The organism is Planctobacterium sp. AWH2_060 (assembly GCF_056158425.1).
Genome location: NZ_JBSWTG010000001.1, coordinates 2,464,784 through 2,489,397, shown reverse-complemented (window position 1 = coordinate 2,489,397; position 24,614 = coordinate 2,464,784). Strand labels below are relative to the sequence as shown.

23 protein-coding genes are annotated in these 24,614 nt (G+C 46.8%); 20 read left to right on the top strand and 3 right to left on the bottom strand.

Going from position 1 to position 24,614, the window contains the following annotated elements:
- The first annotated feature begins 77 nt into the window (after positions 1–77).
- From tgt to ACXAD8_RS10625, 5 genes are all read left to right on the top strand, one after another.
- Positions 78–1,199 (top strand): tRNA guanosine(34) transglycosylase Tgt, encoded by a 1,122-nt coding sequence (gene tgt / locus ACXAD8_RS10645; protein ID WP_475228219.1) that lies wholly within the window; start codon positions 78–80, stop codon positions 1,197–1,199.
- A 22-nt stretch (positions 1,200–1,221) separates the two neighbouring features.
- Positions 1,222–1,557, top strand: coding sequence for a preprotein translocase subunit YajC (gene yajC, locus ACXAD8_RS10640; protein ID WP_229529558.1), 336 nt, complete (start codon positions 1,222–1,224; stop codon positions 1,555–1,557).
- 68 nt (positions 1,558–1,625) lie between these two features.
- Positions 1,626–3,470 (top strand): protein translocase subunit SecD, encoded by a 1,845-nt coding sequence (gene secD, locus ACXAD8_RS10635; protein WP_475232935.1) that lies wholly within the window; start codon positions 1,626–1,628, stop codon positions 3,468–3,470.
- Between the two features lie 9 nt (positions 3,471–3,479).
- The gene (gene secF, locus ACXAD8_RS10630; protein ID WP_475228216.1) at positions 3,480–4,421 is read left to right on the top strand and encodes a protein translocase subunit SecF; all 942 of its coding nucleotides are present in this window, start codon (positions 3,480–3,482) and stop codon (positions 4,419–4,421) included.
- 182 nt (positions 4,422–4,603) lie between these two features.
- Positions 4,604–5,563 carry a hypothetical protein gene (locus ACXAD8_RS10625; RefSeq protein ID WP_475228214.1) on the top strand — a complete coding sequence of 320 codons (960 nt, stop codon included), beginning with the start codon at positions 4,604–4,606 and terminating at the stop codon, positions 5,561–5,563.
- Positions 5,564–5,601: 38 nt separating this feature from the next.
- Here ACXAD8_RS10625 and suhB read toward each other — a convergent pair whose 3' ends face one another.
- Positions 5,602–6,375 carry an inositol-1-monophosphatase gene (suhB, locus tag ACXAD8_RS10620; protein ID WP_475228211.1) on the bottom strand — a complete coding sequence of 258 codons (774 nt, stop codon included), beginning with the start codon at positions 6,373–6,375 and terminating at the stop codon, positions 5,602–5,604.
- Positions 6,376–6,557: 182 nt separating this feature from the next.
- Here suhB and trmJ point away from each other — a divergent pair, with 182 nt between their 5' ends.
- The 14 genes from trmJ to ACXAD8_RS10550 all read left to right on the top strand — a co-directional run bounded on the left by trmJ (position 6,558) and on the right by ACXAD8_RS10550 (position 20,724).
- Positions 6,558–7,289 carry a tRNA (cytosine(32)/uridine(32)-2'-O)-methyltransferase TrmJ gene (gene trmJ, locus ACXAD8_RS10615; RefSeq protein WP_475228209.1) on the top strand — a complete coding sequence of 244 codons (732 nt, stop codon included), beginning with the start codon at positions 6,558–6,560 and terminating at the stop codon, positions 7,287–7,289.
- A gap of 12 nt (positions 7,290–7,301) precedes the next feature.
- Positions 7,302–8,069: a serine O-acetyltransferase gene (gene cysE, locus ACXAD8_RS10610; protein ID WP_475228207.1), complete on the top strand. Its 768-nt coding sequence runs from the start codon at positions 7,302–7,304 to the stop codon at positions 8,067–8,069.
- Between the two features lie 95 nt (positions 8,070–8,164).
- Positions 8,165–8,650 carry a Fe-S cluster assembly transcriptional regulator IscR gene (gene iscR / locus ACXAD8_RS10605; RefSeq protein WP_475228204.1) on the top strand — a complete coding sequence of 162 codons (486 nt, stop codon included), beginning with the start codon at positions 8,165–8,167 and terminating at the stop codon, positions 8,648–8,650.
- Between the two features lie 4 nt (positions 8,651–8,654).
- Positions 8,655–9,812 (top strand): IscS subfamily cysteine desulfurase, encoded by a 1,158-nt coding sequence (locus ACXAD8_RS10600; protein ID WP_475228202.1) that lies wholly within the window; start codon positions 8,655–8,657, stop codon positions 9,810–9,812.
- A 146-nt stretch (positions 9,813–9,958) separates the two neighbouring features.
- Entirely contained in the window at positions 9,959–10,390 is a 432-nt protein-coding gene (gene ndk / locus ACXAD8_RS10595) for a nucleoside-diphosphate kinase (protein ID WP_229529550.1), read from the top strand.
- Positions 10,391–10,548: 158 nt separating this feature from the next.
- On the top strand, positions 10,549–11,685 hold the full coding sequence (rlmN, locus tag ACXAD8_RS10590) for a dual-specificity RNA methyltransferase RlmN (protein ID WP_475228198.1): 1,137 nt from the start codon (positions 10,549–10,551) through the stop codon (positions 11,683–11,685).
- 22 nt (positions 11,686–11,707) lie between these two features.
- Positions 11,708–12,682: a type IV pilus biogenesis/stability protein PilW gene (pilW, locus tag ACXAD8_RS10585; protein ID WP_475228195.1), complete on the top strand. Its 975-nt coding sequence runs from the start codon at positions 11,708–11,710 to the stop codon at positions 12,680–12,682.
- Positions 12,683–12,702: 20 nt separating this feature from the next.
- Positions 12,703–13,845 carry a RodZ domain-containing protein gene (locus ACXAD8_RS10580; protein WP_475228193.1) on the top strand — a complete coding sequence of 381 codons (1,143 nt, stop codon included), beginning with the start codon at positions 12,703–12,705 and terminating at the stop codon, positions 13,843–13,845.
- Positions 13,842–14,963, top strand: coding sequence for a flavodoxin-dependent (E)-4-hydroxy-3-methylbut-2-enyl-diphosphate synthase (gene ispG / locus ACXAD8_RS10575; RefSeq protein WP_475228190.1), 1,122 nt, complete (start codon positions 13,842–13,844; stop codon positions 14,961–14,963). The genes ACXAD8_RS10580 and ispG overlap by 4 nt, the downstream gene beginning before the upstream one ends.
- A gap of 100 nt (positions 14,964–15,063) precedes the next feature.
- A complete protein-coding gene (hisS, locus tag ACXAD8_RS10570) occupies positions 15,064–16,338 on the top strand; it encodes a histidine--tRNA ligase (RefSeq protein WP_475228188.1) in 1,275 nt (424 codons plus the stop codon).
- 42 nt (positions 16,339–16,380) lie between these two features.
- On the top strand, positions 16,381–17,007 hold the full coding sequence (locus ACXAD8_RS10565; protein WP_475228186.1) for a YfgM family protein: 627 nt from the start codon (positions 16,381–16,383) through the stop codon (positions 17,005–17,007).
- Positions 17,008–17,009: 2 nt separating this feature from the next.
- On the top strand, positions 17,010–18,266 hold the full coding sequence (bamB, locus tag ACXAD8_RS10560; protein ID WP_475228183.1) for an outer membrane protein assembly factor BamB: 1,257 nt from the start codon (positions 17,010–17,012) through the stop codon (positions 18,264–18,266).
- Between the two features lie 105 nt (positions 18,267–18,371).
- Positions 18,372–19,811, top strand: a complete 1,440-nt coding sequence (gene der, locus ACXAD8_RS10555) for a ribosome biogenesis GTPase Der (RefSeq protein WP_475228181.1) — start codon at positions 18,372–18,374, stop codon at positions 19,809–19,811.
- Between the two features lie 67 nt (positions 19,812–19,878).
- Positions 19,879–20,724 (top strand): DMT family transporter, encoded by an 846-nt coding sequence (locus tag ACXAD8_RS10550; RefSeq protein WP_475228179.1) that lies wholly within the window; start codon positions 19,879–19,881, stop codon positions 20,722–20,724.
- A gap of 10 nt (positions 20,725–20,734) precedes the next feature.
- Here the strand turns inward: ACXAD8_RS10550 and ACXAD8_RS10545 are convergent, their stop codons facing one another.
- Both ACXAD8_RS10545 and xseA read right to left on the bottom strand, forming a co-directional pair.
- Positions 20,735–21,607, bottom strand: coding sequence for a hypothetical protein (locus ACXAD8_RS10545; RefSeq protein WP_475228176.1), 873 nt, complete (start codon positions 21,605–21,607; stop codon positions 20,735–20,737).
- Between the two features lie 27 nt (positions 21,608–21,634).
- Positions 21,635–22,957: an exodeoxyribonuclease VII large subunit gene (gene xseA, locus ACXAD8_RS10540; protein ID WP_475228174.1), complete on the bottom strand. Its 1,323-nt coding sequence runs from the start codon at positions 22,955–22,957 to the stop codon at positions 21,635–21,637.
- A 126-nt stretch (positions 22,958–23,083) separates the two neighbouring features.
- Here xseA and guaB point away from each other — a divergent pair, with 126 nt between their 5' ends.
- Positions 23,084–24,553 (top strand): IMP dehydrogenase, encoded by a 1,470-nt coding sequence (guaB, locus tag ACXAD8_RS10535; RefSeq protein ID WP_475228171.1) that lies wholly within the window; start codon positions 23,084–23,086, stop codon positions 24,551–24,553.
- Positions 24,554–24,614: the final 61 nt, after the last annotated feature.

Genomic DNA, 24,614 nt, shown 5'->3' with positions numbered 1-24,614 from the left:
TCGTTTATAATTCGGCAATTTTGTGAACACTTTTAAGTGAGTGTTCTGTTTCAGATTTCATCAAAGCAAGATTTATCATGCAGTTTGAATTGTTAAATAAGCAAGGCAAAGCCCGCAGAGGGCGCCTTAAATTTGAACGCGGTGTTGTTGAAACACCGGCGTTTATGCCCGTGGGTACCTACGGCACAGTTAAGGGTGTCACACCCGAAGAGTTGGATGAAACCGGCGCCCATATTTGTTTGGGGAATACCTTTCATTTGATGTTGCGTCCCGGCACCGAAATCATGAAGTTGCACGGCGATCTGCACGACTTTATGCAATGGCAAAAGCCAATTCTGACCGACTCTGGTGGCTTTCAGGTATTCAGTCTTGGGCAGTTGCGAAAAATTTCTGAAGAAGGGGTCACCTTCCGCTCACCAATCAATGGTGAAAAGATTTTGCTGACACCGGAAAAATCAATGCAGGTACAGCGCGACCTTGGCTCAGACATCGTGATGATCTTTGACGAATGTACGCCTTACCCCGCCACCTATGAAGAGGCGCGCAAATCCATGGAGCTGTCGCTGCGCTGGGCAAAACGCAGTAAAGAAGCGCATGAGGGTAACCCATCGGCGTTATTTGGCATAGTACAGGGCGGTATGTACGAAGAGTTGCGGGATGTGTCTTTGCAAGGCTTAGTGGATATTGATTTCGATGGTTACGCCATTGGCGGCTTGTCGGTGGGTGAGCCAAAAGAAGACATGATTCGGGTTCTGGATCACACAGCGTGGAAGATCCCAGAGCACAAGCCCCGTTACCTGATGGGCGTAGGCAAACCTGAAGATATCGTAGAGGCCGTGCGCCGAGGTATCGATATGTTTGATTGTGTAATGCCTACCCGAAATGCTCGTAATGGCCACTTGTTTGTGCCAGAAGGGGTGATCAAGATCCGGAATGCTCGTCACAAGACCGATACCGGTCCTTTAGATGAATCTTGCGACTGTTACACTTGTAAAAATTATTCGCGGTCATATCTCCATCATTTAGACAAATGTAATGAAATGTTAGGTGCACGTCTGAATACTATCCATAACTTGCGTTACTACCAACGTGTTATGGAAGGCTTGAGAAATGCTCTGGATAACAATCAACTTGATGAATTTGTTGCAGATTTTTATAAAAAGCTGGGACGTCCAGTTCCACAATTAGAACAAGATTAATAACTTTTAGGGAATAGTCACTATGAATTTCTTTATCTCAAATGCGTATGCTCAGTCTGCTGGCCAACCTGGCGGTGGTGGCATGGAAATGCTGGTAATGTTAGGTATTTTCGGTCTGATTTTTTATTTCATGCTGTATCGCCCGCAAGCCAAGCGAGTGAAAGAGCACAAAAATTTAATTGGTTCATTGAGCAAAGGCGACGAAGTACTGACCCAGGGCGGTCTGGTTGGTCGTATCAATAAAGTCACAGACGATAAAGACTTTATGGAAATTGCGCTAAACGACAATGTAACCATTGTGGTACAAAAATCTGCGGTTTCTGCGGTATTACCCAAAGGTACGATGAAAAACATCTAAGCCGGTTTTTCTTTTAATCACTGATAAGGATTTGGGTACCGTTGTCTATGAATAATCCCAGAACTGCTATTTTAAATCATACGCCCGTCTGGAAAGCCACCCTGGTTTTCCTGGTAGTGGCGTTTTTTGCGCTGTATGCCTCCCCCAATCTTTACGGTGAGGATCCGGCGGTCCAGATATCGGCTGAACGCACTGCGCCAGTCGATACTCGTCTGTTAGATGAGGTTCAACAAATTCTCAGCGAGCGCAATATCGCTACCAAAAGCGTCGCGCTGGAAGATCAAAAAATATTGGTCAGATTAGCTGACAATGACACTCAGCTAAGAGCCCAGGAAGCCCTGGATATTGCGCTTAGCGATGATTACATTGCCGCGATCAACCTGGCTCCAGCTACGCCTGATTGGCTCAAGTCGCTGGGTGCATCACCTATGAAGTTGGGTCTTGATTTGCGCGGTGGCGTTTACTTCCTGATGGAAGTGGACATGGATACCGCTCTGAATACCAAGTTGGAAGATACGGTTTCTGATTTTCGCACAGCGTTGCGGGAAGAAAACATTCGTTACCGCCGTGTGGTGAAAGAAGGCAAAGTGCTGGAAATTCAGTTTCGCGATGAAGCCACAAAAGACGAAGCTAAGTTCTTTTTGCGCAATAACCGCGGTGACTGGCAGTATTCCGACAAAGATGATTTGACCTTAGTGGCGCAGATGTCAGAACAAACGCTGGCAGAAACCAAAGATTACGCTATTAAGCAAAATATTACGATTATGCGCAACCGGGTTAACCAACTTGGGGTTGCTGAACCTGTTATTCAGCGCCAGGGGCCGGATCGCATTGTAGTGCAATTACCTGGTATTCAAGATACTGCGCGAGCCAAACAAATTCTGAATGCTACAGCCACTATCGAGCTGCGTATGGTAGATCAGGATAACGATTTAAGTACCGCCATTGCTGGTCGCGTACCGCCTGGTTCACAGTTAATCGAAGATGAAAATGGCACTCCGGTATTATTGAAAAAACGCGTCATGCTGACCGGTAACCACATAGTGGACGCTAATTCCGGTGTCGATGAATATGGACGCCCGCAGGTGAGCATCAGTCTGGACTCTGAAGGTGGTAGTAAGATGACTCGTGGTACTCGTGACAATGTGGGTAAACCCATGGCCACGGTATTTATCGAGTACGAACCTACCCGCGAGCGCACCGCTGAAGGCAAACTCAAGTTCGAGAAAAAAGAACGGGTTATCAGTGTTGCTACTATTCAGGCTGTACTGGGCAGCAGCTTCAGGATCACCGGACTGGATACTCCGGGTGAAGCCCGAAATCTGGCTCTGTTGCTACGCGCTGGTGCCTTGATTGCCCCCATTCAAATTGTAGAAGAGCGCACCGTAGGCCCAAGCCTGGGACAACAGAACATCAGTCAGGGTACTGACGCTATCGTGCTTGGCTTTGTGCTTGTTCTGGCCTTTATGCTGATTTATTACAAAGGTTTTGGTGTGGTTGCCAATATCGCGTTGGCGGCAAACCTGGTGTTAATTATTGGTGTGATGTCATTGATCCCAGGGGCTACCTTAACCTTGCCGGGTATGGCGGGTATCGTATTGACAGTAGGTATGGCGGTAGATGCCAACGTACTGATTTTCGAGCGTATTCGCGAAGAATTACGAGATGGACGCAGCCCTCAGCAATCCATACATCACGGCTATGACAGCGCTTTTTCCACCATCTTAGATGCGAATATCACGACTTTGATTGCTGCTCTGATTTTGTTTGCAGTGGGTACCGGCCCGATAAAAGGTTTCTCGGTAACCCTAATGGTGGGCATTATTACCTCCATGTTCACGGCCATCATTTTGACTCGTGCCATCGTCAATAGCGTTTGGGGTGGTAAACGCCTCAGTAAGCTTTCGATTTAAGGAACAACCATGCAGTTATTAAATTTAAAAGATACGGTTTCCTTTATGTCGTTGCGGGTTCCCGCAATGATATTATCGGCTGTTTTGATGATCCTCTCGGTTGTAAGCTTGGCCACTAATTCTCTTAACTGGGGATTGGATTTTACCGGCGGTACTTTAGTCGAGGTGGGTTACGAACAGGAAGCCAATTTAACCGATATCAGAGAGCGTCTGCAAAGCTCCGGTTTCCCGGATGCTGTAGTGCAAAACTTTGGTAGTAGTTCTGAGGTGTTAATTCGCTTGGCACCTCGCGACAATGTTAAAGCGTCAGAGCTGAGTAATCAGGTTATGCAGGCTTTGGAATTGTCTACCAGCAATATTCGCCGCGTTGAGTTTGTTGGCCCTTCTGTGGGTGAAGAGTTAACTGAACAGGGCGGTTTGGCCATGCTGGTAGCCTTACTGTGTATTCTTGTCTACGTGGCTATGCGCTTTGAATGGCGTTTTGCCCTTGGCTCTGTAGTGGCTTTGGCCCATGACGTATTACTGACTTTGGGCTTATTCTCGTTTTTACAATTAGAATTCGACCTGACGGTTCTGGCGGCGGTGCTGGCGGTTATCGGTTATTCACTGAACGATACCATTGTGGTTTCTGACCGCATCCGGGAAAACTTCCGGAAGGTGAGAAAAGGTGAACCAGAAGAAATCATTAATATTTCCCTGACCCAAACCCTGAACCGTACAATAATCACTTCATTGACCACCATCTTTGTATTGTTGGCCTTGTTCTTTGTTGGTGGCGCGTTGATCCACGGTTTTGCTACAGCATTGTTATTTGGTGTCGTCATCGGTACTTATTCTTCAATTTATGTGGCCAGTCTTGTGGCGCTGATGCTGGGCATCAGTAAAGAAGACTTGATACCCGCTGAAGTTGAAAAAGAAGGTGCTGAGTTGGAATCAACCCCTTTTAACTAAAAGTATTTGTATATAAAAGACCGGGCGATTGCCCGGTTTTTTTTGCCCTGTTAAAACGGCTATTCCTGATTGTGGTTAAAAAGTTGTCAATTTTATTAATCTTGATATTCTGTTTATCAACTTAAGATTCAGCCAAATTGTTTATCTCAATGGCAATAACTGGCTTACATGCGGGTTGATTGATGAAGTACCTTCGCAAGTTGTTAACGGTAAGTGCCTTGTCCACGGCATTGGCCTGTCAAAGTATTGAAATTACACCTCAAGAGTGGGCGGCGGTCTCTTACGCTGCCAAGTCGGAAGTCAGGGATAACAGTGCTTTACCTGATGAGCCTAAAACCGCCAAAGACATTTTATGGGTAAGTCAGTTTATTAAAGAACTACAGTGGCAAAAGGATTTCACTGCGAAGCAATTACATCAACTGAACAAATGGAAGCGCTCGGATGCAGTGCTGATCTTGTTACCTGAATCTGAAGCTGGTGCACCCGAAACCATTATTGATATCAGCGCTGAAGCAAAGAATACGTTTTTGACACTTCAGTCTCGCGAAGCGGCTGAAGATGTTTATCAGAAATGGCAACGCGATGAGTTTACCAGCGCTGATTTAACTAGCTTTACCGGAAACAAAGGTGAAGCCGTTTTTAAAACGTTTTTCAATCGACTGCCTTTGTATCTGCAAACCGGCTTTAAAGACTGGAGCATTGAAACCTTGCAACAGCCAGACTTTGATCTCAAACCGGACTACACCGCCATGGTGGCGCATATGGCGACTATGTTAGGCGACATAGAAACTGGCAATTATCTGTTTGAACTACCAGTAACTGAACATACTATGTCCTTTTTAGACAAGGTTCCGGAGAGTTTCACGCAGGACGAGCAGCTAATGCTGCTTAAGAATGCCGTTGACAAAAGCCGCTTGCGAGCCAAGAGCTTTTTACTGTTGGCCCAACATTTCGCCAAAGATAAATCGGTGGCCGTTTTGGTGGCTGAATCGCTGCAAAATCGCAATGATTATTGGCAGGCACTTAATCTGGTACCGGCGTTTGCAAAGGCAGGGAATACCGAGGCTTTTGAAAATGTCATGAAGAACCTGGAGCAAAGCCAGCAGGAGCAGTTACGAGTGCGCTTAAAGCAAAAGAATTAACAGGGTGCAGCCGATATGACAGGCTGCACCCAAAATCACTATTTCAGATGTTTTACGATAGACTGAACAACTTTCGGGTTGCCGGCAACTACCTGTTCAGTTTTGAAGTACTGATGACCACCAGAGAAGTCAGAAACTAAACCACCAGATTCCCGCACCAATAGCTCACCCGCGGCAATATCCCAAGGCTTGACGCCTTGTTCCCAGTAACCGTCGAAACGACCTGCTGCTACATAGGCCATATCCAGAGCCGCTGAACCAGAACGACGCACGTCACCAGCTTCGTTGAATATCTTGGCAAATTTTTCCAGTGACTCACCCAGTAACTCCTTGTTCTTGAACGGGAATGCTGTGGCTAACACTGTGCCTTGTAGCTCTTTGCGCTGGCCAACGCGAACGCGAAAACCATTTAGTTGAGCACCATTGCCTCGGCTGGCTGTAAATAACTCGCCGCGTAACGGATCAAAGACCACGGCCTGGTCTAACTTGCCTTTGTATTGCAGTGCGATGGATACACAAAAATGAGGGATACCCTGAACAAAGTTGGTGGTGCCATCCAGTGGGTCGATGATCCATTTGAAGTCGTCATTACCTTCAGTAAGGCCGCTTTCTTCGCCTACAAAGGAATGGTCGGGATAAGATTGTTTGATCTTGGAAATGATGGCTTGTTCGGCTTCTTTGTCAATTTTGGTGACAAAATCGTTTGCGCCCTTTGATTCGATTTCAAGATTGTCCCGAGATTCATAACTTCGGGCGATGATATTACCGGCAGTACGAGCAGCGCGTACCGCAATATTCAACATGGGATGCATAGCGATATCCTGTATAAATGAGCCATCTGGTTTTAAAAAGAGCTATTCGGCGACCCAGTATCAGGGTTACGCGAATTTTAGGCGCGGAATCTAACAGAAATGCTGTGCAAAATAAACACAATTTTTCATTTATCGCTTGTGTTATTATCTGCGCCTTTGTTTTAGTTTGAAGAGATCTTGCCTTGAATAACATCCGAATTGTTCTGGTTAACACCTCCCACACGGGCAATATTGGGTCCACCGCCCGTGCCATGAAAACCATGGGATTGAAAGATTTGTATTTAGTGGATCCGGTGAGTCCTCCCGATGGCCAGGCCAGTGCACTTGCTGCCGGGGCGGGGGATGTTCTGGCCAATGCCAAGACAGTATCGACACTTTCCGAAGCGATAGCGGATTGTGGGCTGGTGATAGGGACCAGTGCACGTTCCAGAACCCACAGTTGGCCTATGCTGAATCCTCGTGAATGCGGCCGAAAAACTGTAGAAGAGTCTGAGAAATATCCGGTGGCTGTCGTGTTTGGACGGGAAAACAACGGTCTAAGCAACGAAGAGTTGCAGCAATGCCAGTATCATGTGTTTATTCCTGCCAATCCTGAATATAGCTCTTTGAATCTGGCTGCGGCGGTTCAGACAATCTGTTATGAAGTGCGTATGGCGACTCTGGAGCAAACAGGCGAATTGGCCAATGAAGCGGCTGAGCAACAGGCATTGCAAGATTATCCTCTGACCGAGGATTTAGAACGATTCTATGTACACCTGGAAAAAACCTTATCAGGCACGGGATTTATTATCCCACAGCATCCAGGACAGGTAATGATGAAATTGCGCCGTATGTTTAATCGTGCCCGAGTAGAAAGCCAGGAATTGAATATCTTAAGAGGGATCCTTACTTCTATTGATAAATCAGTTAAATAACGAGAACCACAGATGTTCGCCAGAATCAAAGAAGACATAGCCAGCGTTTATCATCGCGACCCGGCTGCCCGTAACAATTTTGATGTATTGACCAATTATCCAGGATTGCACGCGATATGGTTACACAGGTTGAGCCACAAGTTGTGGAGAAAAAACTGGCTGTGGCTGGCGCGTTTTATTTCCACCTTTGCTCGCTGGATGACTGGCATCGAAATTCATCCGGGCGCCACTATAGGCAAGCGCTTTTTTATCGATCACGGTATGGGTGTGGTAATTGGTGAAACCGCGGAAATTGGTGATGACGTCACTCTGTATCACGGCGTTACTTTGGGGGGAACTAGTTGGAATGTCGGCAAGCGACACCCCACCTTAAAAGACGGCGTAGTGGTCGGGGCTGGTGCGAAAGTATTGGGCCCTATAACAGTCGGTAAAGATGCCAAGGTGGGTTCTAACTCTGTGGTGGTAAGGGATGTGCCCGTAGGTTCCACCGTCTTGGGTATTCCGGGGCGGGTGGTATCCAAAGCCTCACCCAAATCAGCATCACAACGAGAGAAAATTGCTCAAAAATATGGTTTTGATGCTTATGCGGTGTCACCAGATAATCCGGATCCGGTGGCCAATGCCATTGGCTTAATGCTGGAGCATCTGCATTTGGTGGACAGTAAAGTAGAAGGCATGTGCACGGAAATAAATAAAATGGGCGGCAATGTTTGTGACAAGAAAATTCCGGAGCTGGACTTGCCGGATTTTATAAACGATGATTTTGACCCCAAAATTTAAAAATCAATAATACCTGACTAAAATAGTCGGGTATTATCTTGACTGCTTAATCCTGCTATGTGACTATCTCAGCAGTTTTAACCCGGAACCCGGTTATGAAGTTAACATCTAAAGGTCGCTATGCCGTGACAGCAATGCTGGATGTTGCATTGCATTCAAAAAAAGGTCCGGTGCCCTTGGCTGATATTTCCGAACGACAGGAAATTTCCTTATCCTACCTCGAGCAGTTGTTTTCACGTCTGCGCCGAGAAAAGTTAGTGACCAGTATTCGCGGTCCCGGCGGTGGCTATCTGTTAGGACGAGAGGCTGCTGATATCGCGGTCGGTGAGGTGATCAAAGCAGTGGACGAAACCGTCGATGCCACTCGCTGTCAGGGGCAGTCTGATTGTCAAAATGGACTTCGTTGCCTGACCCATAACTTATGGCAAGACCTGAGCGAGCGCATTGAAATGTTCCTTGATGGCATCACTCTGGGTGAGCTGGTTTCAAACGCTGCAGTGCGTTCAGTAGCTGAACGACAGGATGCAGACAAATCTCGTCATATCAACAGTGACAAAATCGAAATAAGTTTACAGTTATAGCACTATGAATACCCCAATATATCTGGATTATGCCTCGACTGCACCGGTAGATGAGCGCGTAGCTGAAGTCATGATTAAGCACATGACTCGCGATGGCATTTATGGCAATCCCGCTTCTCGCTCGCATCGTTTTGGCTGGCAGGCTGAAGAAGCGGTGGAGGCTGCCAGAGAGCAGGTTGCCAATCTGGTCAACGCCGACCCCAGAGAAATCGTTTTTACTTCCGGCGCAACTGAATCCAATAATCTGGCCATTAAAGGCGCGGCTGATTTTTACCAGGATAAAGGCAAGCACATTATTACCTCAGCGACTGAACACAAGGCCGTTCTGGATACTTGTCAGGCGATGGAGAATGCTGGATTCGAAGTCACTTATTTGAAACCACAAAGCAACGGTTTGCTGGATCTCTCTGAGCTTAGCAATGCGATACGACCAGACACGCTAATGGTGTCGGTGATGCATGTGAACAATGAAACCGGTGTTATACAGGATATTCGCAATATTGGTGATATCTGCCGCAAGCGTGAGGTGTTGTTTCATGTGGATGCGGCACAAAGTGCCGGTAAAATTGCCATTGATCTGGCTGAACTACCTGTTGATCTGATGTCTTTTTCAGGTCACAAAATTTATGGCCCCAAAGGCATTGGTGCGCTGTATGTCAGACGTCGTCCGAAAGTCCATGTCATGGAGCAGATCCACGGTGGAGGTCACGAAAGAGGGATGCGTTCGGGCACGTTGGCGACCCATCAAATTGTAGGTATGGGCCAGGCGTTTGCTATTGCTAAAGAATGTCTGCATGAGGAGCAACAGCGCATTGCTCAGTTAAAACAGCGTTTTCTGGATGGTATCAAGGATTTGTCTGATGTTGTGATCAATGGCGAGCAAAATCAGTCGGTGGCCGGTATTGTCAATGTCAGCTTTGAACATCTCGATGGTGAATCTTTGTTGATGGCACTGAAAGATATTGCTGTGTCTTCCGGTTCCGCTTGTACCTCGGCGAGCCTGGAGCCTTCCTATGTGTTAACGGCAATGGGCATTGATCCGCAATTGGCTCATGCTTCGATTCGCTTTTCATTCGGGCGCTACACTAGTGAGCAGGATATTGATATCGCACTGGACAATTTGTTTTATGCTGTGCCCAGATTGCGTGAATTGGCCGGGTAATTCGAAATAAATCGACTGTTGATTGTTTTTTACACGAGTTAATTCGAATTTTTATCAAAAATTCCGGTGCAACCATAGGAATGCGACGCACAATTGCATATAATCCGCGCCGATTTAAATTTAACCACAAAATTGGAGCGGTAAAAATGGCGCTAGAACGCACTTTTTCCATTATCAAGCCCGATGCAGTAGCTAAAGACGTTATCGGTGCAATCTACAATCGTTTTGAGTCTGCAGGTCTGCGTATCGTTGCAGCTAAAATGTTACACCTGAGCAAAGAAAAAGCTGAAGGTTTTTATGCTGAGCATAAAGAGCGTCCTTTCTTCCCAGCATTGGTTGACTTCATGACTTCTGGACCGGTAATGATCCAGGTTCTTGAAGGTGAAAATGCAGTTGCTAAAAACCGTGAAATCATGGGTGCTACTAACCCAGCAGAAGCTTTAGCTGGTACTTTACGTGCTGACTACGCGGTTTCTATCGATGAGAATGCGGTTCACGGTTCTGATGCGCCTGAGTCTGCTGCTCGCGAAATCGCTTATTTCTTCGCTGACGAAGAAGTGTGCCCTCGCACCAGATAAGATTTTAAGAGCTACTTCAGGTAGTTCTTTGCATTGTAAAAGGGAGCCAAGGCTCCCTTTTTCTTGCCCTTGTGATTAACTCATGGCAAGAAAAGGTTGAAAAATATACAATACTGGCATTTCAGACTTGTCAGTGGTTTTTGTTGAGGTAGTAATTAATGACAGTGAAAAGCGTCAGCGAAGAAAAAGTAAACTTGTTGGATTTTGACAGGAAGTCTTTGCGTGAGTTTTTCGCAGAAATAGGTGAAAAACCCTTCCGTGCTGAGCAACTGATGAAGTGGATTTATCAGCAAGGGGAAGATGATTTTTCCAAAATGACCAACCTGAACAAAAACTTGCGAGCTAAGCTGCAGGCGCGCTGTGAAATCGTAGCGCCGGAGATCAGCACTTTTCAACAAGCAACAGATGGCACCATTAAGTTTGCCATGATGTTAAAAGGTGGCCAGGAAGTTGAGGCTGTGTGGATCCCGGAAACTGACAGAGCTACTTTGTGTGTGTCTTCTCAGGTGGGCTGCGCGCTGGAGTGTACCTTTTGTTCTACTGCGCAACAGGGTTTTAATCGCAACCTCACGGTTTCTGAGATTATCGGCCAGGTTTGGCGTGTCGCTAAATTTATTGGATTGTCACCTGACACCAATGAACGCCCCATCAGTAATGTCGTTATGATGGGTATGGGTGAGCCATTACTTAACCTGAAAAACGTCGTGCCTGCTATGGAGATCATGCTGGATGACCTGGGTTTCGGTTTGTCAAAAAGGCGAGTCACCTTGAGTACTTCAGGTGTTGTGCCGGCATTGGACAAATTGGGTGATCAAATTGATGTGGCGTTGGCTATTTCGCTGCATGCACCAAATGATAAATTACGCGATGAAATTGTACCGGTAAACAAGAAGTACCCGATTGAAGAATTTCTTGCCGGAGTCAGGCGTTATCTGCAAAAATCCAATGCCAATCGCGGTAAGGTGACTGTTGAATATGTGATGTTGAATGGCATTAACGACAGCATGGAGCAAGCTGAAGAGTTAGCGCAACTGATGAAAAATACGCCTTGCAAGATCAATCTTATTCCGTTTAACCCTTATCCCGGCTCGCCCTATACCCGAAGCAGCAATTCGCGAATTGATCGTTTTGCTAAAGTATTAATGGGGCATGGTTATACAGTTGTAGTACGTAAAACCCGTGGTGACGATATTGATGCAGCCTGTGGCCAATTAGTCGGTGATGTTGTCGATCGCACTAAACGTATGTTGAAAAAACGCATGAAGGGTGAAAGTATTGAGGTTAAGCTCAACTAATAACAATAAACAGCGACTCACGATGCGCATTTTAACACTGCTATTTTCTCTGACTATCGCTGGCTGCGCCAGCCAGACAACAACTTCATCGGTGCCAGTTGCGCAGGGAGTTAATCAAATTGAAGCCGCAAAAACGCGGGTTTCACTGGGATTGACCTACCTGAAAAATGGCAATTATGTTCAGGCTAAAACCAATCTGGATAAGGCGTTGGAATTTGCACCGAGGCTCGGAGATGTGCATTTTGCCCTGGCGTATTATTATCAACAGGTTTCTGAGTGGGAAATAGCGCGCCAATATTACGAGCAGGCCATGCACCTGGATAGAAACAATCCGGACCTCATCAATTCCTATGGCGCTTTTTTGTGCGAAGTGGGGGAGTACCGGGAAGCCAAAGAAAACCTGCTTAAGGCGGTGAATATCAAAAGTTACAATCGCACTGCTGAAAGTTATGAAAACCTGGCCATATGTAGTCATCGTCAGGGCAAAACCGCTGAAGCCATGACTTATCTACGCAGTGCTCTGCAACACCAGCCTGGCCGGGCCAGAAGCTGGTACATGTTGGTGGAATTACTGATCGCTAAACAACAATGGCAGGAAGCTAAGATAGCTTATCGGCAATATGAAAAAGTGGTACCGGTAACGGCCGATACACTAAATTTAGCTATTGAGATTGAAAATGGTCTGGGTAATGCCAATATTGCCCAGGGATATACAGATATGTTGCAAACTCTGTATCCCGACAGAGTGGGGCAACCACGCACAGTGATATTGACTCCTGCTTTGGTCTCGACGGGTGAGGTGGTGCAAGAAACCACAAAGCCGGCCACAGCTGCTCGATCAGACATACTTTATCATGTCTTAAAGAAAGGCGAGACCCTGTACCAGGTATCACGCATCTATGATGTAAGAGTGCAGTCTTTAGTAGAGTGGAACAGTATAAGAGATGTGTCCGGTTTATCTATAGGACAACGGTTAATCGTATCAAACCCTAATTAACATTCAGAATTTGGGCATTTATGGCAGAAGAAATTCAGGAAGATCCACGTCTTCCCGCACCCGGTTTAAAACTTAAAACCAGTCGCGAAGCGCGTCACTTAAGTATTGAAGATGTGGCGGAAAAGTTGCACCTCAGACCTTCAGTGATTGCAGATCTGGAAAGCGATGTGATTGATCACTCCATTTCCATGACCTTTACCCGAGGGTATGTAAGGCTATATGCGCGCTATTTAGAGCTGGAACCTGAGTCCTTACTGGCCGAATTTGACCAGTTGGCTAATCCGGGTAAACAACCTGCTAAATTACAGAGCTTTTCTCAGAAAGTTGCTCATCAGGCCAGCGATGCACGCCTGATGATGTTTAGTTATTTTGTTCTTTTTATCATCATTGCTATGGCTGTCGTTTGGTGGTTTCAGCAATCAGGTAACAATACTGGTGAGAGCAACTCTGAAACTTCTGTGCAACAAAGCACAACACAGAGTGAAACAGAGGAAGAGCCTCAGGCTGAGCCAGAAAAAGAAGAGTTCGCAGCCACGGAATTATTGGAAACTGACAGCGCTTCCTATGAATCAGAAGAGCCGATTGCAACAGCTCCGCAATCAGAGACGGCTATGGCTGAAACTGGACAAACTGAACAGATACATGCTGAACAGATACAAACCACCGAGCAGCCCCCGGCGACCACAGATTCGACGCCAGTGTCCTCAATCACTTTATCGGAAACCGAAGTTACTGATAACAATGTTTTGGTATTATCTCAAGCCGATGAAACAGAACAAGACACATCACAAAGACAACAGAGTGATGTTGAACCGGCCGCTCCTCAAATCATCGACAGCCAAAATTTAGCCGTTGACTTAGCGCAAGACCAGACAGAAAGTAATGAAACGCCAGTCTATGACACCTCTGCTGAGCCTGTGGAACTGGTGTTTACCTTTACCGAAGACTGTTGGATGAACCTGGTGGATGCCACCGGCGAGGCCATTGCCTATGGCATCAAGTCCGCCGGGCGTGTAATGCCGGTTAGCGGTATTCCGCCATTTGAAGTTAAACTGGGCGCACCACAAGCGGTTTCGCTCACTGTGGCCGGTGAGCCTTATGATATGAGCGCATTTCCGGCAGGGCGAACCGCCACATTCACCATAGGAGAGTCGAGTTCATGAATGTTGAATCTCCCATAAAACGCAGAAAATCTACCCGAATCAATGTCGGCAATGTGCCGATTGGCGATGGCGCGCCAATCGCCGTGCAAAGCATGACTAACACGCCCACCACGGATGTTGAGGCAACGGTTGCCCAGATAAATCGCATTGTTGCGGTCGGTGGCGAAATTGTGCGGGTGTCAGTGCCCACCATGGATGCTGCTGAGGCGTTTAAAAAAATTAAACAACAGGTGTCAGTGCCGCTGGTGGCTGATATCCATTTTGATTATCGCATTGCGCTGAAAGTGGCTGAATACGGTGCAGATTGTTTGCGTATAAATCCCGGTAACATTGGCAACATGGAGCGAGTCAAAGCGGTTGTTGAATCTGCCAGAGACAGAGATATTCCCATTCGTATCGGTGTTAACGCTGGATCATTAGAAAAAGATATTCAGGAAAAATACGGCGAGCCGACACCGGAAGCGTTGGTAGAGTCAGCAATGCGCCACGTGGATATTCTGGAGAAATTGAACTTTGACCAGTTCAAGGTAAGCGTTAAAGCGTCGGACGTGTTTTTGGCGGTAGGTGCTTATCGCTTGCTGGCACAGCGCATCGAACAACCCTTACACCTTGGTATTACTGAAGCTGGTGGCTTCCGCTCAGGCGCGGTAAAAAGCTCAGTAGGACTGGGTATGCTGTTGGCTGAAGGAATTGGCGATACCATTCGGATTTCTCTGGCGGCAGACCCGGTAGAAGAAATTAAAGTGGGCTTTGATATTCTAAAATCCCTGCGCATTCGTTCTCGCGGTATTAACTTTATTGCTTGTCCCAGCTGTTCTCGTCAGGAGTTTGACGTTATCGGAACGGTAAACGCACTGGAAGAAAGACTGGAAGATATCCTCACCCCAATGGACGTATCCATCATTGGCTGCGTGGTCAACGGGCCGGGAGAAGCGGAAGTGTCGGACTTGGGGTTAACAGGCGCGCGTAACATGAGTGGCTTTTATCTGGACGGCAAGCGTCAACGCGAGCGTCTGGCAAATGACGATCTGGTAGAGCAACTGGAAAAACGGATCCGTGCCAAGGCCGCTATTTTAGATGAAAACAATAAAATACCTACCACCCAGGTTCAATCCTGAATCTATGCATATTTCCACATAGATTCAGCCATTGTTGTTTAGCGCCTTTACGCCTATAATGCCGGGCTTTTAAGTGCAAATTGAATTTGAGAAGTAAGCCGTGAGTAAAACGATACAAGCCGTACGTGGAATGAATGACTGTTTACCAGAGCAGTCTGGCTTGTGGCAGTGGATTGAAGCAAAGTTAAGAGCCGCTGCCAACAGTTATGGTTATCAGGAAATCCGCACACCGATTGTGGAAAGCACCGATCTGTTTAAACGTTCAATCGGTGAAGTCACCGATATCGTCGAAAAAGAAATGTACACCTTCGAAGATCGCAATGGCGACAGCCTGACTTTGCGCCCCGAAGGCACGGCGTGCTGTGTTCGAGCCGGGAATCAGCACGGTTTATTGTACAACCAGCAACAAAAAATATGGTACATGGGCCCCATGTTCCGTCACGAGCGGCCACAAAAGGGCCGTTACCGCCAGTTTCACCAATTTGGTATTGAAACCTATGGTTTCGATTCCGCAGATGCGGACGCCGAAGTCATCGCGGTTGCAGCGAAATTATGGCAAGAGTTTGGTATCGCTGAAGATGTCAGGCTGGAAATCAATTCTCTTGGCTCAAACGAGGCCCGCGAAAATTACAAACAAGCACTGGTTAACTATCTAAGCGGTCATAAAGACAAGCTCGATGAAGATAGCCTGCGTCGCCTGGATTCCAACCCGCTCAGAATTTTAGATAGCAAGAACCCTGATGTGCAGGCTTTGCTAGTTGATGCGCCATCATTACACGATTACCTGGACGAAGAATCTCAACAGCATTTCAGCGCCGTTCAGGCAAGATTAGATGCTTATGGCATCGCCTACCGGGTCAACCCAACACTGGTCAGAGGCCTGGACTATTACAATCGCACCGTTTTCGAATGGGTGACTGATACTCTGGGAGCGCAAGGCACAGTGTGTGCTGGTGGCCGTTATGATGGCCTGGTTGAGCAATTAGGTGGTAAAAGTAGCCCGGCAGTAGGCTTTGCTTTGGGGATTGAACGCCTGGCGTTAATCCTGGCTGAACGGGTTGATCAGAATACCATTAACCCGCCTACGGATATCTATTTGGCGGCAATGGGTGAAAGAGCGGAACTTTTTAATATTACGCTTGCCGAAACCCTTCGGAAAGCTTTTCCTGAGCACCGCATTCAGACCCACATGGGGGGCGGAAACTTTAAAAAGCAAATGAAACGCGCTGATAAAGTTAATGCCAGATTCGCCATCATCGTTGGTGATCAGGAACTGGACAATCAAAAGGTAATTGTTAAATCCCTGTCAGACGGGCAGCAAGAAGAGGTTGCTCAGTCGGATTTGCAAAAGAATTTAGAATTAAAACTGATCTGATCAAGATCAGCTTAGCATACGAAATTTAATCAGAGGACACTGATGGACCATTTCAGTACAGAAGAAGAACAAATCGAAGCCATTAAGAAGTTTTGGAAAGAGAATGGCATTCCAATTATCGTTGGTGCAGCACTCGGACTGGGTGGTTTGTGGGGCTGGCGTTTTTATAATGCGCAGGAACTGCAGGCACAAGAACAAGCTAATGACGCCTACAACACGGCCATTGAAGCTTTGTCTGCCAATCAAACTGACACCTCAGTGTTAACAAAGTTTATTGATGCTAACAAAGATACTACCTATGCGGTTATGGCAGCATTACAGGTGGCTAAAGTTGCTGTTGAGCACAATGACCTGGCTGAAGCTGAAAAGCAACTGCAATGGGCTGCTGATAATGTTTCTGATGTAGCAATCAAAGATTTAGCGCTGGTGCGCCTGGCGAGAGTACAGGGCGAATTAGAAAAGTACGATGCGGCAAAAGCTACCCTGGATAAGGTCAGCTCTGAATCCTTTATGGCTCAGGCGTATACAGTGAAGGGCGATGTCTTAGCTAAGCAGTCACTGTTTAACGAAGCGCAGGAAAGTTATAGCAAAGCGTTGGAGCTGACTGAAGGCAATCCAACTCTGATCCAAATGAAGATAGATCACCTCAACGCAAAAGTAAGTAGCTAAGCATGACTGTTAAAAACATAGTGAGCAGATTGACACTGCTGGTATTGCTGGTCAATCTGTCGGGATGTTCTGTCATTCCCACCTGGATGGATCCTACCACCTGGTTTGAAGATGACGAAGAAGCCGAAATTCGAGTTTTAAAGCCCATCTCCGAGCGATTCAAACCCACTATTGTATGGGATGACTCGGTAGGTGATGGTGTCGATTATTACTTTTCCCGACTGACTCCGGTAGTCGCTTATGACAAAGTGTTTGCTGCCAGCCGTCAGGGCCTGGTAAAAGCATTTGATCAGGCAAGTGGTAAGCAACTTTGGAAGATTGACCTGGCTGAATATCGTGATGAAGGTATGTTTAGCTCTGTATCTCAGTTGTGGTCAGATGGTGTTTCAGCAAGATTGTCTGGTGGTATTACCGCTGCCTATCAAAAGATATTTTTTGGTAGTGAAAATGGTGTTGTGTTCGCCATGGACGTGGATAGCGGCAAGCTAGCCTGGCAAGCCAAAGTGCGCGGCGAAGTCCTGGCTGCTCCAGCAGTTGATGAGGGCGTGGTTATCGTTAATACCGGTGCCGGTGTTATGCATGCATTGGATGCCGAAACCGGAGAGCAGCGCTGGATTTACGAATCGGAAGTGCCTGCCCTGAGTTTGCGCGGTGTCGCTCAACCTTCTATTGCCAGCGGCGGTGCTATTGTTGGTACAGCTAGTGGTAAAGTGGCTGTTGTACTGATTGAAAATGGTCAGATTTTGTGGGAGCAAACTATTGCAGCTGCTTCCGGTGCTACAGAGTTAGAGCGTCTGGTAGATATCGACAGTCAAACCATCGTATTTGGCGGAATCGTGTATGTGGTATCATATAACGGAACACTGGCCGCAGTAGAGTTGCGCTCTGGGCGTGTATTGTGGAAACGCGAATACCATTCATATCGTAGAATGACCATCGACGGCAATTTCCTGTACGTGGTGGATGCTAATAGCCAGGTATATGCTCTGGACAGAAGAAACGGTATCGAGCGTTGGTCGCAACCATCACTACGTGAGAGGGAGCTAACCTCAGCAACACCAGTTTCTGACTATGTTGTGGTTGGTGATCGCTATGGCTTCTTACATTGGCTGGACAAAGCCAGCGGTGAAATTGTCGCACGTCTGGATTTTGGCGGCGATGATGAAGATAATTCCGTCTATGTGGAACCAGTGGTAAGCGGCGATATTATATACGCTGTTACTCGTGAAGGTGATATTGCGGCTATAAGAGCACCGTAAAAGCCAGACGAAAATCGACAAGTTTGCGAACGGCTCTTACAATAAGGAGCCGTTTTTGTATTACCGGCCCAGTTTTGGGTTTTTGTATTTTAGGAAGTTTTATTCATGCTACCAGTAATCGCCTTAGTAGGGCGCCCTAATGTAGGGAAATCAACTTTATTTAACCGGTTGACTAACACCCGGGATGCACTGGTAGCGGATTATCCAGGCCTGACTCGTGACCGCAAATACGGCCAGGCAAAATTTCAGGGCTGGCAGTTTATCCTTATTGATACCGGTGGTATCAGCGGTGATGAGCAGGGTATAGACGCAGAAATGGCCAGTCAGTCACTGCTGGCTGTTGCTGAAGCCGATGTGGTTATTTTTTTGGTAGACGCTCGTGCTGGACTGACAGCAGCCGATCAGGGCATTGCTAAACATCTGCGCATTCAGGGTAAGAAAACCTTATTGGTAGCTAATAAGGTGGATGGTATTGATGGTGACAGTGCCTCAGCTGAGTTCTATTCGCTGGGGTTAGGGGATGTATATCAGATTGCCGCTTCTCATGGTCGCGGTGTGGCCTCTTTGGTGGAAACTGCGCTGGTGCCTATGTCTGCGCAATTTCCTGAGATGCGCATACCGGAAAAGCCCAACTATGATGAAGAAAGCGCCGAAGCAGAGCTGGAACGTCTGCAATCTCTGCCCATCAAACTGGCGATTGTGGGTAAACCCAACGTTGGGAAATCCACCTTGACCAACCGTATCCTGGGCGAAGAGCGAGTGGTGGTCTACGACATGCCAGGCACAACCCGCGACAGTATTTATATTCCCATGCAACGAGAAGATCAGGATTACATTCTGATTGATACCGCCGGGGTGCGTAAAAAAGGCAAGATCAGTGACGCCGTAGAGAAGTTTTCGGTTATCAAAACCTTGCAGGCCATTGAAGAGGCTAATGTGGTTTTATTGGTGATAGATGCCCGTGAAGGGATTACCGATCAGGACCTCTCACTGTTGGGCTTTGTGTTAAATTCCGGTCGGGCGCTGGTATTGGCCGTGAACAAATGGGATGGCCTGGATATTAAAGTTAAAGATGATATCAAGCGAGAGCTGGATTTCAGACTGGGCTTTATCGATTTTGCGCGATTGCATTTTATCTCAGCGTTGCACGGTACCGGAGTGGGTCATCTGTATGAGTCGGTACAGGAGGCCTACAAGTCTGCCACTAAACGGGTTAATACCTCGATGTTGACCCGCATAATGGAAATGGCTCAGGAAGATCACCAACCGCCACTGATCCGCGGGCGCAGGGTAAAAATGAAATACGCTCATGCCGGTGGTTATAACCCGCCCAGAATCGTTGTGCATGGCAACCAGGTAGAAGATCTTCCGGATTCCTATAAGCGTTATCTGATGAATTACTTCCGTAAATCCCTAAAGATTATGGGGACTCCGATAAAAGTTGAGTTTAAGGAAGGTGCCAACCCTTATGAAGGGAAAAAGAACAAACTCACTCAATCGCAACTCCGCAAGCGTCAGCGATTGATGAAACACCACAAAAAGTAATCAGCTGAGAAAGAAAATACGGTAAAGCGGGGTCATTGTGATCCCGTTTCGTTTTTGAGGCTTAGTATTGCATACCCTAATTTATACACTTTTGGCCTTGCTGGCCTTTGCCGGTAACTCAGTGTTATGTCGCCTTGCACTGGCGAATAATCTAATTGAGCCTGTTTATTTTACCCAGATCAGATTGTTATCCGGTGCGGTTTGCCTGCTGTTGATTGCATTGTATTTTGCCACCACCAAACCCGCTCCGTCGCCGTTAACAGCAGGTAGCTGGCGCGGTGCGCTTGCCTTGTTTGTATACGCCCTGTTTTTCTCTCTGGCCTATGTATCACTGGATACGGCCACCGGGGCACTGGTACTGTTTAGTGTGGTGCAGTTCACTTTGATAGCTTTGTATCTGAGGGCTGGTCATACAATGACAGCCAGGCAATGGATGAGTGTGCTTCTGGCCATGTCGGGGTTATTCGTACTGCTATTACCTGGAGTCAGTAATCCATCACCCCTCGGTATTGGATTAATGGCGATTGCCGGAGCGGCCTGGGGACTATATACCCACCTTGGGACGCACAGCCGCCAACCGCTGGCTGATACAGCGGCGAATTTTATGCGTACCTTGCCCTTGTGTTTACTTTTACTGTTTTTGCCACAAGCACAGACTTGGGCGACACAAGAGGGCGTAATATTCGCGATTTTATCCGGAGCGTTGGCATCTGGTGGAGGTTATGCACTATGGTATTACGTGCTGCCGCGGTTAACCGGATTGCAGGCTGGTTTATCTCAGTTAACGGTGCCGCTATTAGCCGCTTTGGCCGGGTTTGCGCTATTAGGCGAAGCAATCAGCTGGCAATTGCTACTGTCGGGCCTGCTTATCCTCACCGGAATTGCTCTGTTGCAATATTCCAGACAAGGTTAAAGCGGGTTGATTATTGCTTTATCACTAATTCCTGATACCAGCGATGGTATTGTTCATCGGCATTAAACCAGTGACTGACATTTCGTTGGTATTCCTCATCAAGCACAATTTCACTCAACGCCTGGTTAATGCTGGTCAAGGCGCGCTGGGCAAAATTACTATCAGCATGACTAGAGCAGCCCACCGCACCCACAACAGGCTGATCCAGGTTTTCTTTTATCAACACCTGGTTTAAATCCTGCTGTTCTGTCACGTTAAAAAAGTTGACGATGGCTGGATATTCTATGGTGTAATCTGCCCGTTTAATTTGCAGTAAGCGCAGCACTGATGTGGTGCTTTGTCCCTCATTACGCAGGATCAATAATCTATCGTCATCAGCGGATTGCGCCAAAATGTCATCTAACACCGGGCCAAATAAACGTCCGCCGTGTTTGGCAAAAATTAGACTTTCATCGGACAACAGGGCCGACAGTGAAAGAACTGGTTTACTGGCTATACCCGGTTTTAGCTGTGTCTGAGGTGCAAAAACCAGTACGTGAGGCGGGTATACAACGGTACCGGTAGAGTAGGTTGCCCTGTTCGTTGCATTGGGGCGTTTTATCATACAGGGGAAACATGCATGTTGACCTTCATCCATATATTTACCGATACGGGTGTGAGGTAAAATCAGTTCCTCGTGTTGGATGTCAGGCAGTGCCTGTTTGAGTGCCGTCAGCGTAACATCACAAATACCGGTATTTTTGTGTTGGCCCTGAGTAATAAAAAAGGGAGGCGCGTCATTGATCAACCAAAGGATCTTTTCTGGCGGCGCGAGTTTGGCGGCTATCGGTGAAGACAGTAATGCCAATGTCAGAAATAAAAATTGCCACTGAATAGTTTTCACGAGCACCAATATTAATTGGAAGTAATGTTATGAAACCTGACTATAGACCTCCCCGTCAACTAGTTTTGTACAAATTTCGTCCCCTTTTTGCAGTTGCTGTTTGCTTTTTACAATTGCATCGCCCTTGTAAGTAATTGAGTAACCGCGGGTTAATGTTGCCAGTGGACTAACGGTGTCCAATAAATGGCACTGATTTAAAAATTGCTGTCGCTTGCTCTCTAACATATGGAGCATTGAGTTTTGGAGCTGTTTTTTATCCCTGACCAATGTCTGTTGCAATTGCATTATGGTGTGTTCTGGATTTTTCCTGCTGATGCGATGATTCAGATTGAGCAATGCTTCCTTATTTCTTGCTAAGCTTTTGTCCATCAGCAATTGCAGCGACTGTTGTAATCTGTCCAGATTTTGCCATTGTTCTCTTAATCTGGACTCCGGATGAAGGCGATTCAACAGGTGACTCGTTTGCTGCAGGGCATGACGCTTACTGCGCAGCAGGTTAATAAATACACCACTAAGTTGCCGTTTGAAACTAGCCAACTGATTCATGGTTTCGACATTGGAATAACTTAATAGCTCTGCCGCCGCCGAAGGCGTTGGAGCTCTTAAATCTGCCACGAAATCGCAAATGGTAAAATCAATTTCGTGTCCCACTGCGCTGACCACAGGGAGTGAGCTGCGGGCTATTTCTCGGGCTAATTGTTCATCGTTAAAACACCATAAATCTTCCATTGAGCCGCCGCCACGCCCAATGATAATCGCATCCACGTATTGGTGTTGATTGGCTAATTTAAGGGCATTAATTAACGAAATCGCTGCCGTTTCACCCTGCACCAAGGCAGGATATACGGTTAACTCTATACCGGGATTACGCCGTTTAAATACCGTGATAATGTCTCTGATTGCAGCACCCGTCGGCGAGGTAATAATGCCTATACGCTGCGCTTTTTCTGGCAGTTTCTTTTTTCTTTCCTGAGCGAACAAGCCCTCTTCAGCCAGACGTGATTTTAATTGCTCGAATTGCTGTTTTAAATCACCTTGTCCGGCGGGCTCCAGGTGGGAGGCAATAAGCTGGTAATCGCCACGGGCCTCATAAAGGCTGATATCTCCTCTGACTAACACCTTATCGCCTTCTTTGGGCATTTGTCTGACTTTGCGGTTTGCCCCTTTAAACATGGCTGCTTTGACCTGGGCTCTGGCATCCTTCAATGTAAAATACCAGTGGCCTGAGCTGGCGGCCACAAAATTAGAGATCTCGGCTGAAATCCAGATGCTGCCAATTTCTGATTCTAAAATGTGTTTCGCAAACCGATTTAGTTTGCTGACTGTAAAAATATCGCTACGATTTTGCATGTAATTGGCTCAGAATTTCAGATTGGGATAAAAATAAACTTTACTACAGATAGAGTTTTTAAGTTTACCTGATTAACTAAAGCAGCTACAATTGCGCCGCAACAAAATACTCATATAGGTAGTTACATGTTGCGCATCGCCAAAGAAGCTTTAACGTTTGATGACGTTTTATTGGTTCCCGGACATTCCTCCGTTTTACCTCATACTGCAAATCTCCGCACCCGACTAACTCGTGAGGTGTTTCTCAATATTCCGCTGGTGTCAGCTGCTATGGACACGGTATCCGAAGCGCCATTAGCTATTGCTTTGGCACAAGAAGGCGGTATGGGTTTTATTCATAAGAATATGTCTGCAGAAGAGCAGGCTGACCATGTTCGTCGTGTAAAAAAATACGAAAGTGGTGTGGTTTCTGATCCGATCACTATCGATCCTGATGCTACCATTGCTGATGTTAATGCACTTAGCGCCTTGCATGGTTTTTCCGGCTTTCCGGTGGTGGATAAAGACTACAACCTGTTAGGTATTGTTACCGGCCGGGATCTGCGTTTTGAACAACACTTAGATCAACCCGTTTCCAGTGTTATGACACCAAAAGAGCGCCTGATAACCGTCACAGAAGGTGCCGATCCAGAACAGGTTCTGGAATTGATGCATGAACATCGAATTGAAAAGATTCTGGTAACGGATGATGATTTCAAGCTAAAAGGCTTGATCACTGTTAAGGATTTCAAAAAAGCAGAGAGTAAACCTAATGCTTGTAAAGATAAGCTTGGTCGCCTTCGCGTTGGTGCTGCGGTTGGTGTCGGGCCTGGTACTGATGAGCGAATTTCGCTACTGGTAGATGCTGGTGTAGATGTTTTGCTTATTGACACATCTCATGGCCACTCTGAAGGTGTATTGGAACGCGTCAGAACAGTACGTGCTAAATATCCTGAACTGCAAATTATTGCTGGTAATGTGGCTACTGGCGAAGGCGCGAAAGACCTGGCTGAAGCCGGTGTTGATGCGGTGAAAGTGGGCATTGGCCCGGGCTCTATCTGTACCACTCGTATCGTTACCGGTTGTGGTGTACCGCAAATTACCGCAGTGTCAGATGCCGTTGAAGCTTTAAAAGATTTGGATATTCCGGTTATTGCTGATGGTGGTATTCGTTACTCTGGTGATATCGCCAAGGCGTTAGTCGCTGGTGCCAGTTCGGTAATGGTAGGCAGTATGTTAGCCGGTACTGAAGAAGCGCCAGGCGAAGTAGAACTATACCAGGGACGCTACTATAAGTCTTATCGCGGTATGGGCTCATTAGGTGCCATGAATCAGCGCAACGGTTCCTCTGACCGTTACTTCCAGGACAGCAAAAATGCTGAGAAGTTAGTACCAGAAGGTATTGAGGGACGTGTCGCTTACAAGGGGCCGATTGCTAACATAGTGCATCAGCAAATGGGTGGTTTGCGCTCAGCTATGGGCCTGACAGGTTGCCAGACTATTGATGAAATGCGTACCAAGCCGATGTTTGTAAAAGTTACCTCTGCAGGCATGGGTGAGTCTCACGTGCACGATGTTACCATCACTAAGGAAGCACCTAATTACCGTATGGGCTAAGCCCCAATAATAATGGGGCCAGAGTTTGATCATCAAAATAACTCTGGCTCCAATTAATACC

What these genes read in the sequence shown, in the direction of transcription:
- bamB (WP_475228183.1), top strand. Translation starts at nt 17,010, where the DNA reads ATGACTGTTAAAAACATAGTGAGCAGATTGACACTGCTGGTATTGCTG.
- iscR (WP_475228204.1), top strand. Translation starts at nt 8,165, where the DNA reads ATGAAGTTAACATCTAAAGGTCGCTATGCCGTGACAGCAATGCTGGAT.
- yajC (WP_229529558.1), top strand. Translation starts at nt 1,222, where the DNA reads ATGAATTTCTTTATCTCAAATGCGTATGCTCAGTCTGCTGGCCAACCT.
- ACXAD8_RS10600 (WP_475228202.1), top strand. Translation starts at nt 8,655, where the DNA reads ATGAATACCCCAATATATCTGGATTATGCCTCGACTGCACCGGTAGAT.
- tgt (WP_475228219.1), top strand. Translation starts at nt 78, where the DNA reads ATGCAGTTTGAATTGTTAAATAAGCAAGGCAAAGCCCGCAGAGGGCGC.
- guaB (WP_475228171.1), top strand. Translation starts at nt 23,084, where the DNA reads ATGTTGCGCATCGCCAAAGAAGCTTTAACGTTTGATGACGTTTTATTG.
- ndk (WP_229529550.1), top strand. Translation starts at nt 9,959, where the DNA reads ATGGCGCTAGAACGCACTTTTTCCATTATCAAGCCCGATGCAGTAGCT.
- der (WP_475228181.1), top strand. Translation starts at nt 18,372, where the DNA reads ATGCTACCAGTAATCGCCTTAGTAGGGCGCCCTAATGTAGGGAAATCA.
- rlmN (WP_475228198.1), top strand. Translation starts at nt 10,549, where the DNA reads ATGACAGTGAAAAGCGTCAGCGAAGAAAAAGTAAACTTGTTGGATTTT.
- ACXAD8_RS10625 (WP_475228214.1), top strand. Translation starts at nt 4,604, where the DNA reads ATGAAGTACCTTCGCAAGTTGTTAACGGTAAGTGCCTTGTCCACGGCA.
- ACXAD8_RS10565 (WP_475228186.1), top strand. Translation starts at nt 16,381, where the DNA reads ATGGACCATTTCAGTACAGAAGAAGAACAAATCGAAGCCATTAAGAAG.
- secF (WP_475228216.1), top strand. Translation starts at nt 3,480, where the DNA reads ATGCAGTTATTAAATTTAAAAGATACGGTTTCCTTTATGTCGTTGCGG.
- ACXAD8_RS10580 (WP_475228193.1), top strand. Translation starts at nt 12,703, where the DNA reads ATGGCAGAAGAAATTCAGGAAGATCCACGTCTTCCCGCACCCGGTTTA.
- cysE (WP_475228207.1), top strand. Translation starts at nt 7,302, where the DNA reads ATGTTCGCCAGAATCAAAGAAGACATAGCCAGCGTTTATCATCGCGAC.
- suhB (WP_475228211.1), bottom strand. Translation starts at nt 6,375, where the DNA reads ATGCATCCCATGTTGAATATTGCGGTACGCGCTGCTCGTACTGCCGGT.
- pilW (WP_475228195.1), top strand. Translation starts at nt 11,708, where the DNA reads ATGCGCATTTTAACACTGCTATTTTCTCTGACTATCGCTGGCTGCGCC.
- ispG (WP_475228190.1), top strand. Translation starts at nt 13,842, where the DNA reads ATGAATGTTGAATCTCCCATAAAACGCAGAAAATCTACCCGAATCAAT.
- xseA (WP_475228174.1), bottom strand. Translation starts at nt 22,957, where the DNA reads ATGCAAAATCGTAGCGATATTTTTACAGTCAGCAAACTAAATCGGTTT.